The organism is Cryobacterium sp. Sr8 (assembly GCF_004403225.1).
Classification (GTDB): domain Bacteria; phylum Actinomycetota; class Actinomycetes; order Actinomycetales; family Microbacteriaceae; genus Cryobacterium; species Cryobacterium psychrotolerans.
On record NZ_SOHO01000021.1, the window covers coordinates 1 to 11,715 of the forward strand.

Here is an 11,715-nt window from a genome sequence, read left to right on the forward strand (position 1 = left end):
GCTGAGCCTCTACGGCATCCTCAGAGAACTCCAACGAGTCCTCGCCGTCTATCTCGGATACTGTCCCCACTGCCGACAACGAGCCCCAACCTAACTAAGTACTACTAGGGCTGGTCCTAGTCGAAGAACACGCGCATCGCCACTGCAACTTTTTGACGCGGACGAAGCTGCCGTCAAACAATGCTCGAAGGAGTGGCGTCCGAGAAATGCGACGACGTTGGGCATGCTCAGCCATCAGCTGTCAATCCTCCGGAAAGCGACAGGTGAACGCAAGACGGTTCAGCGGACGGCGAGGCCGTAGACGGCAGCGACCGCCAGAAGCGCTCCCTGATCGTGTCGGTTCTAGCCATGGCTGCCCTGCTCCTCAGCTTGTTCGCCCTTCACTCTGCCAGCGTCGGCGCCGAGCATGAGATGGCCGTCGCTGCACCGGCCGCCTCCGCGCCAGCTGAGCACCTCACCGGTGCGAACGAAATGGTGGCCAGCGCTGGTGCGGATGTCGTCGTCGCCGTCGCCTCCGCCTTCGATGGAGGCTGGCTCAGCTTCGGGGACGACTTCATGGCCGGTTGCGGCATCCTCGCGATGACCTGCTCGGTGTTGCTCATTGTCGTGGCTCTCATCCGCCTGGCCCGACAGCCCTCGGTATACAGTCGTCTCCTTGACGCCGCAGGTTTCCTTGTCAGCTTGTTCCGCACGATCCCCCTTCACGTGCACCGGCCCAGCCTGACCCTGCTTTCCATCAGTCGCATTTAGACGAACCCGCTCGCGCGCCACCACCTGGCTGCGCCGCTTTGCCGTGCCCAACGGCCTCCCGGTTCGCAAATGATTGACACTGAATGGAAGAACAATGCTCAAAACACGCACCTACATCCTCGCCGCCGCCGCACTGGCTGCAGCCCTCACCCTCAGCGCCTGCACGGGCGGCACGGCCGGCACGAACGGGGGCGGCAGCTCCGACACCAGCAACGCCCCGAGCGCATCCGCAGCGAACGCAGCCGATGTGACATTCGCCCAGATGATGATCCCCCACCACGAACAAGCTGTGGAGATGAGTGACGACATCCTGGCCAAGGACGGTGTCGACCAGCGCGTCGTCGACCTCGCCACCCAGATCAAGGCGGCGCAGGACCCGGAGATCAAACAGCTCAAGACGTGGCTCACGGCCTGGGGAGCGGACGAGGGCATGTCCGGCATGAACGACGGGACCCGCGGGATGATGTCCGACGACGACATGATGGCGCTCAAGGAGGCCTCGGGCGCGGACGCCGACAGGCTGTTCCTCGAGCAGATGACGCTGCACCATGAGGGGGCCATCGTAATGGCCCAGACCGAGCTCGACACGGGCGAAAACGCCGATGCCAAGGCCATGGCCCAGGCGATCGTCACGAGCCAGTCCGCCGAGATCCAGTACATGAAGGAGCTCCTGGCGACCCTGTAACCGACCTCGCATTGCATATCTCGAATACGAGGCACGTCATCAACACGAACCCAGAGACCCAGAGTCCATCGCGACGACACATGAGGGAGGCGGAGGAGCGTGAGCGCGCTCGGAAGCATCGACGGCGGACGCGCCGAAATCAACCGCAGACACGCCGAAGAATGTTGCGGGCGGCCAGGAAGCCCCTGCGACAGCGAGCAGTCGCGTCGGCCGCAGTAGCTTGCGTTGCGCTCCTCACGGTGAGCGTGTCTCTGCCCGCCCTCGCCGTTAATCCCGGCGCCGTTGCCGAGCCACCGCACAGTTCGGCAGCCGCCGGCCGCGTGCAGAGTCTTCCGGTCAGCGCCGCGGCGTCGGTCACTGTTCAGCGCGACGGGTACAAGGTGGGCACGGCACCTCGGCCTGCGCCGTTCGCGTACTCGCAGACTGCCGGAACGTATATCAACTATCTGGGTCCGATCCAGTGGCCGTTCCTGATGGGCGTGCCGATCTCGACTGAGCCGCCGCGGAGTTCTCGGACAGTGGGCCCTCTTAAAATGAGGGACTACTGAAAGTAGAGATCAGCATGACCGCATCACGTAGGAGATTAACCCAGGAGTTCAAGGACGAGTTGTGCCGCGAGGTAATCAGCACGTCTAAACCGATCAAGGACGTGGCCACCGCGTCAGCTGCACGACCGAGAACTCGGAATTAGTCGTGCTGCTCCTGCGCTTCTTCGTCCCAACCAAGAGCCGACATGAGTTCGTCGGCATCTGGGAGCGCATTCTTTTCGGAGGGCGGCAGGGAGTCGTACGTGTACGTGGACACTGCCATGGGGGAACCCGAGCGACCGAGTGCGTAACGGACTGTGTGATCGTTTCGGTCGCCGCAGATGAGTATGCCAACCGTGGGCGCATGGGCTTCCCTCCGGAGCCTGTCGTCAACGAGGGACACGTAGAAGCTGAGCTTGCCGGCATGCTCCGGCTGGAATTTCCCGGTTTTCAGTTCGATAACTACGTAGCGCAGTTGCTCGATGTGGAAGAACAGCAGGTCGAGATAGAAGTCATCGCCTGCGACGTCGAAGTGGACCTGGCGTCCCACGAATGCGAACCCTGTGCCCAGTTCCCGTAGGGTGTCCACGATGCGGTCCATGAGCGCTTGTTCAAGGTCGCGTTCGGCTGCTTCCTCGGTCAGCTCCAGGAAGTCGAATACATAGGGGTCTTTCGCGATCTGCCGGGCCAGGTCGGAATCAGCGGGTGCCAGCTCGGCGCTGAAGTTCGATGGCGCGGCTCCGGTTCTCTCGAGCGTGCGGTTCTTGATCTGGTTGAGCAGAACGTTCCGGGACCAGCCGTTCTTCACGGATGCCTTGGCGTACCAGTCGCGGGTTTCGATGCCCTCGAGTTTGTCGAGAAGGACCATGATGTGGCCCCAAGCCAATTTCCCAGCAGCCTGCTGGGAAATTGGCGTCGCGGCGCTCCAGGCAGCCGCGAACTTGCGCATGTACTGAAGGTTGCTCGGTGAGAACCCGGTCATGTGCGGGAATTCCAGTCGCAGATCCCGTGAAAGACGGTCGATAACTCTGCTTCCCCAGCCCTGGTCACCCTGTGCGGTGAGGATGGCGCATCCGAGAGACCAATACAGCTCAATGAGTTGCGTGTTGACGGTGCGATGCGCTCGACCCTGCGCTTCCCGAACGCGCTGTTTGAGATCGCCGAGGAACTCGGGATATCCATCGGGAAGAGCAACATCATCACGGGCCATGGCCCCATTGTCTCCCGTCTGTGATCTGTGACCCGTCGCGCCCGCTCGCCACAGCAATTTCAGGTCTAGCCGGCGGCGATGTAGGACCGCGCAGCGGCCATGACCTCTCGGGAGCGTCCGTCGGCGAGCGCTTCGGCCGGCGAAGCATCGTCCTGTTCCGGATTCATGCCCATAAGCCACGCCCTGGCAACTTCAGGCGAGTCAACCGAGCTGAGGATCTCGAACACCTGAAATGTGTCTCTAAGGAGCTTCTCGCTCGCGTGCGGCGGCCGAACTGTTGCGTGTGCCCAGCGAGCGAGCGTCCGGGCGTTCTTGCCCACGATCACCCCAAGCAGCGCCTGGCCCAGCTGCGCCTGTAGCACTGCCGCGAGCTCGGCAACGCCTAAACCCACGGAGCGTTCATGTGCCGCGCGATCAGCGCCGGAACGAGAACCATCCCCGGTTGAGATATTGGTCATGGTCAACTACCTCCCACCTGCCGACTGTTGCCTCCCGAGATTACCACTATGCCGGGTTATATGTCGGGTAATTTGTCTGGCTAAATGACCGATAATGGATATTATAACTAAGTAATAGTGGACCTGTTCGCATATCCCGCGAATTGACGGTTGAGCGTATGCCCGTACAATCCGTTGATTCGGCGCCATACGTAGCCACAGCTTTAAGCGCTGAGGATCCTGTCTCGTTCCAGGTCTATGCGGTTCTTAGGTCACATCAGGAATTGTGATCTTCTCGGCAGCTTTCGATAATGCATCGGCGACCTGCTGTGGATGCCTGGACGAGAGGAGCCAATAAGGAGCAGGGTCCTCTGGGTCCGTGAGGGGGATCTTGATGACGGGCGATACCCACCCTCTAAGCAGGAGCCAAGCGCGTGCATTTAGTCGTTGGCCGCGCTCGAGTGTGGCTGCCTCGGCAAGAAAAACTTGGGGCTCACCGATGTGCTCAATCGGAAGTCGCGCTTGGCCTGCGATGAGATGTGAATCTTTCACGGCGATCACTGGGGAAGCGAGGACAAGCACAGCGATTATGCCGGTGTAGAGAACAACAGCGGTAACGATGCCCACCGTCATGTTGATCGGAAGGAAGACAAGCAGGCTCGCGGGAATCACGAGCGCGGTAGATATATATATTGCAGGTGACGGCCACAAACGTTCCCGGTAGTAATACATGGCCCTATTAAACCAAAATTTTCTTGTTGAACGGCAATGAATATTCGCGTCTATGTGAACCGTCCCTGATTTCCTGCCGCTTTCTTTCTGGTGAAAGGATTCGGTTATGCCCAAGAAACACCCAACAGAGGTTCGCGAGCGAGCGGTTCGTATGACCCTGGATCGTTTGAAGGATTACCCGTCGACGTGGGCCGCGTGCCGCGACCTCGCGCCGAAGCTCAACATCGGCGCTGAGACCCTCCGGAAGTGGGTCACCCTGGGCGCTACATCCCCGCCGATGCGACGCTAGATTTCCTCGAAAACCTCTGACGAATTATGCCGAGCTTCGCGGCCGTCACACGTCGTTGATCAGGGCATTCAGACAAACATCGGCATAATCCGAACATCAGAATAATTCAAGAACGCCCTGTCCATCTTCAGGTCCGCGTTTTCTTTCCGTAGCCGCAGCAGCTCGGCCCGTTCAGCCTCCGTCACCTCGGTCTGTCCGGTCTCGTTGCGGGCCTTGAACGCGGCCACCCAGCGGCCCAGAGTGGCCTCGTTGACTCCGAGCTCGCGGGCGACGGTGGCGACCGCTCTGCCGGTGGTGACGACCAGCTTCACGGCGTCGTCTTTGTACTCAGGAGTGAACTCCCGACGTGATCTTGCCATAGTGAACATTCTCTCTTGTGAGGTGTCCACCCACCGGGGTCAGGGCCACTGGGTCATCTGGTACAACAATGACCGGCTCCATAGCCTCCTCGGGAACATCCCGCCCGAGGAATACGAGCGTAACTACTACGCTGAAATAACCGGCCCGTTAACCGGCGAGGCTGCCAATAAAACAGCGGTATGAAAACCGGGACGGTTCAATAAAACCATTAAGACGTGCCACTAGTTTAAGAACACGGCGACGGTGAGAGGAAGCGAGGTGAGCGAGGTTGACCACCACAAGAGGGTCGCTGTGGCGACAGGTTGTCGGCGGTGTTGGGCGGCTCGCCGACCTCGGTGTCCAGTCAACCGACTCGTCCCAGGAGCGCGCCGCCAAAACGGCGTTGACCCTTGCAGCCCTGTTGCTTGGGTCATTCGCCGGAGTATGGACGCTGGTGTATCTCCTGAACGGCTTGACTGCTGCTTGGGTGATAACCCTCGTCTACCAGGTGAGTTTGTTGCTGGCCCTCGGGCACTTTGCGCTGACCAAGCGCTTCGCAGTGTTCCGTCTGGCTTCCCTGTCTTTGCACCTCGTGACCCCGATCGCCGTGCAGGTCGCTCTCGGCGGTTTCCACCCGTCCAGCGGAGTGGCGTTATGGTCCCTTGTAGCTCCGCTTGGGGCTCTCTTGGCCTACGGCTCCCGCGAGTCCTTGAGGTGGTTTGCCGCCTATGTTGTCCTGGTCGGCGGCTCTGTCGCAGTGGACGCCTGGGGGATCACCAGCGGAGTTCACGTCCCCACTGCCACCGTGGCCATCTTCTTCGTCGCCAACATCTGCGGCGTATCGGCGGTCGTGTTCATGCTCGTGCGCTACTTCGTGCGCGAACGGGAGCGAGCCATACGAGTGCTCGCGGAACAGCATGCGCTTCTCGCCGAGGAGCAGCGGAGGTCCGAGGGTCTTCTGCTCAACATCCTGCCGGCTCCCGTTGCTGAGCGACTCAAGCAGCGCGATGGCATCATCGCTGATCGGCTCCCCGACGTCTCGGTTCTGTTTGCCGACATCGTCGGCTTCACTGAGCTGAGCGAACGGTGGCCGCCGGAGAGAATCGTCGAAATGCTGAACGGCCTGTTCACCGCCTTCGACGAGCTGGCGGACTCGTGGGGCCTGGAAAAGATCAAGACCATCGGTGACGCCTATATGGTGGCGGGCGGTTTACACGTGCGGCAGCCGGAGCACACTGCCGCGGTCGCACACATGGCTTTCGCCATGCAGCAGGAAGCCCACCGCCAGCGTGCGTCGGCAGGTTTCGCGCTTGAACTGCGTATCGGCATCGCCGTCGGCCCCGTCGTGGCCGGCGTTATCGGTCGGCATAAGTTCGCCTATGACATGTGGGGGGACACCGTGAACATGGCCAGCCGCATGGAATCGACTGGTACCGTGGGGTCCATCCAGGTCAGCGGCGCGGTCTACGAAAGGCTCCGGGCGGACTTCTGCTTCGAACAACGAGAACGGGTCCTGGTCAAAGGGAAGGGCGAGATCACTACATACATTCTGCTGGGCGAACGGAGCGTCACCACGGCGAGGGCGGTAACGCAACCATGGAAGTAGGGTTGCCCGGCCGCGTTCTGGTGGCGACCGACGGATCTGCCACCGCCGCCGAGGCCGTCCGGTGGGCGGCCGCCCTGGCCTCACAGAACGACGCGGAGCTCATGCTCGTGCGCGTGCTAACCCCGGCGGAGGCGCCAGACGCAGGCACTGCCGGTACCGTCGCAACCGATCTGGCTCAACTCGCCGCGCAGCATGCCGGATCCAGGGGTAAGGCTCGTGTTCTGGTCGATGATGATCCTGCGCGCGCGATCGTGCGGATAGCCGTGGAGGAAAAGGCGGATCTCGTCGTTGTCGGAAGCGCCGGCATGGCCGGGCGCAAGGAATTCCTGCTGGGGAACGTGCCCAACAGGGTCTCGCATCTGTCCTCGTGCAGCGTGGTCATCGTCAAGACCGGCCAGGAGAGCACGACGACGACCGGGGATGCGAATTCGGTGAGCGGTGACAGGCCTCAGGACAAGCCCTACCTCCTCGCCCGTACAATGGAACTCGTCCGTATCGTCACGAAGCACCGGCTCGGCGAGGCCCTGCACGGGGGGCTCGGGCACGCCACGGCCCGCCGAATGTTCGCTCAACGGCTCCGTGTGGCGCTCGATGAGATGGGGCCGACCTTCGCCAAGATCGGTCAGGCGCTCTCGACCCGGCCCGACCTGCTCCCACCGGAGATCATCGAGGAGCTGGCCACGCTACAGGACCACGTCTCGCCGCTCACCCAGGAGCAGGTGGTGGGCGTGATGGAAAACGAGTTGAGCGTCCCCTGGGAGGACGTCTTCGAAAGCATCGACCCGCAACCACTTGCCGCAGGCACGATCGCACAGGTCCACCGTGCCACACTCACCGGCGGAATACGTGTGGTTGTCAAGGTCCAGCGGCCAAACGCCCGGGCGGACATTGAGCGCGACCTGGAGCTGCTCCGCGCCTTTGCCCACAGGGCTGAAAAACGCGCCGGCATCAAACAGTTTATTGACGTGGCCGGCGTCGTCGATCAGCTGTCGACTTCATTAGTCCGTGAACTGGATTTCCGCAGGGAAGCCGAAAGCATCACACGGATGCACGATGTGCTCCAGTCCTACCCGCGGCTCGGTGTTCCCAGGCTCTACACGGAGCTGTCGACGAGCCGCGTGCTGGTGATGGAGGAGATCGCTGGCCTGCCCATCGACGCCGTCCCGGCGGGAACGGCCCGAACCGAAGCGGCCCGACAGCTTCTGGAGAGCTACTTCCACCAGGTGATCGGGGTGGGCTTTTTCCATGCCGATCCTCATCCGGGCAACCTTGTTTGGCGCGACGACCGGCTGTACTTCCTCGACTTCGGCATGGTTGGCGAAATCGACGATGACACGCGCGAGCTGCTCATGCTGCTGCTCTTCGCGTTATGGCGCAACGATCCTGGCCTCCTCGCCGACGTGGCCTTGACCCTGAGCGGTAGCGGGGCACGGGTCGGACCCGGTTTCGAGAAGGAGCTCAGCGAGTTGCTGACGCGCTATCACGATGCCCCGCTCGCCGACATCAGCCTCGGTGTCGTTCTGCAGGAGATGACGCAGACCGCGCTGCGGCACGGCGTTCGGCTCCCTGCGTCGCTCATACTTGCGTCCAAGGCGCTGGCCCAGATGCAGTTGGCTGCGGCTGGGCTCGACCCGAAACTGGACCCCGTCGCCGTCGCCGGGTCCTTCATCTCCCGCCTACTGCTTCAACGGCTGCGCAAGGGGATGGACCCGAGCAAGCTGGTATCGGAGTTTCTGCGGTTCCGGATGCGAGCGTCACGGCTGTCGGAGGTGCTCGAACAGTTCACCGAGGGCCGGGACGGGTCGGGCCCTGAGATCAGATTGCGGGGTGCTGAGGAACTGGAGAAAACGATCCGCCAAGCTGGCCGGCGCGTCGCGCTGGGCCTGGGGCTGGCGGGGGCGCTGGTGGCAGCAACTGTCAGCGTGAACATTCGTGAATCTGGCGCGGGCAGGAAGGGCATCCCCGTCCGACGGTCACCGAGCCGTCGGCTGCGGGGACGATGAGCACTGGCGGAATTTGTCAAGGTGAATGAGGCCAGCGTGAGTTTAGGCGGCTAGTTTCGGCTCTTGTTCTTGAGCTTCGGCGGGTTTGTTGATCCAGGCCGCGTCGGGGGTGGCCAGGATCTGCGGATCGCGGCTGGTGCTGAAGCGCTCCGGGTTCCGGGCTCGCGCCGCGGCGAGGGTCGCCGCCCGCTCGGCGGCCTTGCCGGCGGCGAGGCCGTAGTGGACGTCGGCGGGGGTGTTGAGCCCGATGCCGGTGTGCCGGTGGCTGTGGTTGTAACCCTCTACGAAGGTGTTCATGAAGCGGCGGGCGTCGCCGAGGCTGCCGAAGCGTTCCGGAAACGCGGGGGCGAATTTGAGCGTCTTGAACCACGCCTCCGAGTAGGGGTTGTCGTTGCTGACCCGGGGTCGGGAGTGCGACTTGGTGACTTCCAGATCCGAGAGCAGCGTGGCGACGGTCTTGCTCGTCATCGACGTGCCCCGGTCGGCGTGGACGACCTGCGGGGTGCCATGGATGGAGAAGGTCTCCGTCATCATTTCCGCGGCGAGGACCGCGGACTCGGCCGGATGGGCCTTCACGCCGACGATGTATCGGGAGTAGATATCGATCATCACGTAGGCGTCGAAGTATTTGCCCTTGATCGGGCCGGGCAGTTTTGTGAAGTCCCACGTATAGACCTGGCCGGGGGCGGTGGCGACCAGTTCCGGGATCGCCCGGGCCGGGTGGCGGGCCAGGCGGCGGCGTTCCTTGACCTGCTTGTTCTCGGTCAGGACCCGGTAGATCGTTGAGATCGACGCCAAATACACGCCCTCGTCCAGCAGTTGCGCGTAGATCTGGATCGGCGGTAAGTCCACGAACCGGGCCGAGTTCACCACCGCCAGGATCCGGGCCCGCTCCCGGACATCGATCCGGTTCGCCGGCACCAACACCGGCCGGGCGACCCGGGTGCGAGGCGTCCGGGTCGCGGTCGCCCGCGGCAACCCGACCAACACGGCGGCCGTCCGGGTCGGGACGCCGTGGCTGGTGAGGTCGCGGTAGGTGGTCATCACGGTTTCGTGTGCGGTGTTTCGTCCCGCGAGCTCTTCGAAAGATTTTCGAGTAGCTCGTGCATTTTTGACATGATCTCCAACGCCACCCCCGTCGTTTCCAAGCGCCGTTCCGTCAGATCGAGCTGACGGCGGAGCCTGGCAATCTCGGCCTGCTCGGGCGTGAGCCGGCCGATCTTCTCCCCAGGTTTCTTGCCCTGCAGCACGCCCGCATCGCGCAGTTTTCGCCACTCCGTGATCTGCGAGGAATAGATGCCCTGCTCCCGCAAATACGCGCCGCCCCCATTCCGGGAGATCGCGTCCTCGTAGGCGGCAAGGTGGTCGAGTTTCTGCTTCGGCGTGAACGACCGCCGGGGCGTGGGACCGCCCGCACGGGGACCGGGACTGCTGTTGTTCATGGAACTATCGTCGCGCACGGCGATCAACGATGGGCTGGACATGGTGGAACTTCCTGATTCTCGCCCTACGTCAAACGGCGGACTTGCTCTGAGCTACTGGCCTCAACTCACCCTGACACGTAGGGTGGTCGCCCGCTGCCACGTCTGGCGACGGTCGCTCTACCAGCGAGAGCAGCTTCCGCTCCGTAACGCGAGCGACTATCTCCATGAGCAGGCCCAGCGCCGTCACATCCAAGCCATGAATGACTCGCCGACCGCGTCCCAGCGCAGCACGAGCCAGCCGTGTTGGCCCCCTCCCACACCCCGACCGAAGACGCCTCAAGACATTAGCTGGTCGGCCTTCGACGAGTCGCTGGGTGGCCGTTGGTCCCGGTGCGGTCATGTCCCGTCCCTCCGACGCGACCCTTGAGCGCCATCAGAGAGGTGAATCTGGCCGAGTGACGCAGGATTGGCCCTGGCAGCGGGTTCGTGCCCGATACGACGCTGCACGCTGGAGATGGTGCAAGGCGCCGTGAGCACGTCAACCAGGAGGTCGCTGCGACCCGTGATCATCGAGCTCCTTCCTTGCGGCTCACGTGTGCTCTCGTCAAACGCGATGCCAGCCAAAACTCCCGAATCCACCGTGCTGGTTGGCGTGGCGGTGGCCCTTTGGGGCGGATGCCTTTTCGTGCCGCAGGACTGGGAATCGGCGAAGGTCTTGTTAGGCAGCGCGCATGGAACACCTGTCAGACGCCATTGTCTCATGGCGGGTCGTAGCTGTCAGAATCGTTCTCTGATCCGAATCTGATGTCATGGGCGGGGTATCCGGAGGCGAAACGGATGATGGTGGTCAGGCGCAAAGCCAGAGGTGCATCAAATACCACGTCAGCTTGTCCCGGATCCGCCGGTGGGGATCGTTAGAACTGCGCGCGCGGCGGCTCCGCAATGGCTGCGGAGTCGGAGGCCTCGAAGAAGTCACGTTCGGTGAAACCGAGATTGCGGGCAAAGAAGTTGTTCGGGAACACCTTGATCTTGGTGATCATCTCGCGAACACCACCGTTGTAGAAGCGACGCGAAGCCTGGATCTTGTCCTCGGTGTCGACGAGCTCGACCTGCAGTTGCAGGCAATTCTGGCTGGCCTGCAACTGGGGGTAGGCCTCGGCGACGGCGAAGATGCTCTTCAGCGCGGTCTGCACGTGATTCTCCGCAACGGATGCGTCGGCCGGTCCCTGTGCGGACAGAGTCTCGGCGCGCGCCTTCGTGACGTTCTCGAAGACACTCTTCTCGTGTGCCGCGTAGCCCTTGACCGCCTCGATCAGGTTTGCCTCGTCACAGTGAAGGTTGAGGGTCACAAGGGAGTTGTAGGTCGCCCACAGGTAAATCCCCACGATGGTGACGAGTACAACAACGATGAGGATCGGGATGAGCCATTCCATGACAGCGTCTCCTTGTGAATTGGCACGATGATTGACCAGGCCGTAAAGGCCCGCCTGCGGTGCAGCAGCATCCTACGGCTGGATCTGGCCCTGACCCCGTTGTGTGGACACCTCATAAGAGAGACTGTTCACTAGGGACTGCCCCGAGTGGCCTTGACCCCGGAGAGTGGGCACGGGTTAAGCGGCGAGTTGGATCTCTGCGGCCTGTGATGAGTATTGCATCTCGAAGTCAACGGGGGTGACATGCCCGATCGAGGAGTGGCGCCGGCGGCGGTTGTAG

At 62.4% G+C, this 11,715-nt stretch carries 10 protein-coding genes; 4 read left to right on the forward strand and 6 right to left on the reverse strand.

Annotation, left to right across the window (positions count from 1 at the left end; genetic code table 11):
- The first annotated feature begins 348 nt into the window (after positions 1–348).
- Together E3T54_RS02360 and E3T54_RS02365 are read left to right on the forward strand one after the other, a co-directional pair.
- Positions 349–750: a hypothetical protein gene (locus E3T54_RS02360; RefSeq protein ID WP_134474401.1), complete on the forward strand. Its 402-nt coding sequence runs from the start codon at positions 349–351 to the stop codon at positions 748–750.
- A gap of 94 nt (positions 751–844) precedes the next feature.
- Positions 845–1,435, forward strand: coding sequence for a DUF305 domain-containing protein (locus E3T54_RS02365; RefSeq protein ID WP_134474402.1), 591 nt, complete (start codon positions 845–847; stop codon positions 1,433–1,435).
- Between the two features lie 687 nt (positions 1,436–2,122).
- Here the strand turns inward: E3T54_RS02365 and E3T54_RS02370 are convergent.
- From E3T54_RS02370 to E3T54_RS02385, 4 genes are all read right to left on the reverse strand, one after another.
- A complete protein-coding gene (locus E3T54_RS02370) occupies positions 2,123–3,172 on the reverse strand; it encodes a YhcG family protein (protein WP_134474403.1) in 1,050 nt (349 codons plus the stop codon).
- Between the two features lie 65 nt (positions 3,173–3,237).
- Positions 3,238–3,636 (reverse strand): hypothetical protein, encoded by a 399-nt coding sequence (locus tag E3T54_RS02375; protein WP_134474404.1) that lies wholly within the window; start codon positions 3,634–3,636, stop codon positions 3,238–3,240.
- 240 nt (positions 3,637–3,876) lie between these two features.
- Positions 3,877–4,341 carry a DUF3093 domain-containing protein gene (locus tag E3T54_RS02380; protein WP_134474405.1) on the reverse strand — a complete coding sequence of 155 codons (465 nt, stop codon included), beginning with the start codon at positions 4,339–4,341 and terminating at the stop codon, positions 3,877–3,879.
- Between the two features lie 357 nt (positions 4,342–4,698).
- A complete protein-coding gene (locus E3T54_RS02385; RefSeq protein ID WP_370254669.1) occupies positions 4,699–4,998 on the reverse strand; it encodes a transposase in 300 nt (99 codons plus the stop codon).
- A gap of 260 nt (positions 4,999–5,258) precedes the next feature.
- On the opposite strand from E3T54_RS02385, the gene E3T54_RS02390 reads away from it, so the two are divergent.
- Both E3T54_RS02390 and E3T54_RS02395 read left to right on the forward strand, forming a co-directional pair.
- Entirely contained in the window at positions 5,259–6,575 is a 1,317-nt protein-coding gene (locus E3T54_RS02390) for an adenylate/guanylate cyclase domain-containing protein (protein WP_134474407.1), read from the forward strand.
- A gap of 2 nt (positions 6,576–6,577) precedes the next feature.
- A complete protein-coding gene (locus tag E3T54_RS02395; RefSeq protein ID WP_166804800.1) occupies positions 6,578–8,578 on the forward strand; it encodes an AarF/UbiB family protein in 2,001 nt (666 codons plus the stop codon).
- A gap of 42 nt (positions 8,579–8,620) precedes the next feature.
- Here the strand turns inward: E3T54_RS02395 and E3T54_RS02400 are convergent.
- Positions 8,621–10,020, reverse strand: a protein-coding gene (locus tag E3T54_RS02400) for an IS3 family transposase (protein WP_134474409.1) whose coding sequence is annotated in 2 segments (ribosomal slippage) — positions 8,621–9,693 and positions 9,693–10,020 — 1,401 coding nt in all. Because the reading frame shifts where the segments join, the coding sequence is not laid out codon by codon here.
- An 896-nt stretch (positions 10,021–10,916) separates the two neighbouring features.
- The gene (locus E3T54_RS02405; RefSeq protein ID WP_134474410.1) at positions 10,917–11,435 is read right to left on the reverse strand and encodes a LemA family protein; all 519 of its coding nucleotides are present in this window, start codon (positions 11,433–11,435) and stop codon (positions 10,917–10,919) included.
- Positions 11,436–11,715 lie beyond the last annotated feature (280 nt).

Bases quoted from the DNA above. Each gene is read 5' to 3' on its own strand.
- E3T54_RS02360 (WP_134474401.1), top strand. From the start codon at position 349: ATGGCTGCCCTGCTCCTCAGCTTGTTCGCCCTTCACTCTGCCAGCGTC.
- E3T54_RS02365 (WP_134474402.1), top strand. From the start codon at position 845: ATGCTCAAAACACGCACCTACATCCTCGCCGCCGCCGCACTGGCTGCA.
- E3T54_RS02370 (WP_134474403.1), bottom strand. From the start codon at position 3,172: ATGGCCCGTGATGATGTTGCTCTTCCCGATGGATATCCCGAGTTCCTC.
- E3T54_RS02380 (WP_134474405.1), bottom strand. From the start codon at position 4,341: ATGTATTACTACCGGGAACGTTTGTGGCCGTCACCTGCAATATATATA.
- E3T54_RS02385 (WP_370254669.1), bottom strand. From the start codon at position 4,998: ATGTTCACTATGGCAAGATCACGTCGGGAGTTCACTCCTGAGTACAAA.
- E3T54_RS02405 (WP_134474410.1), bottom strand. From the start codon at position 11,435: ATGGAATGGCTCATCCCGATCCTCATCGTTGTTGTACTCGTCACCATC.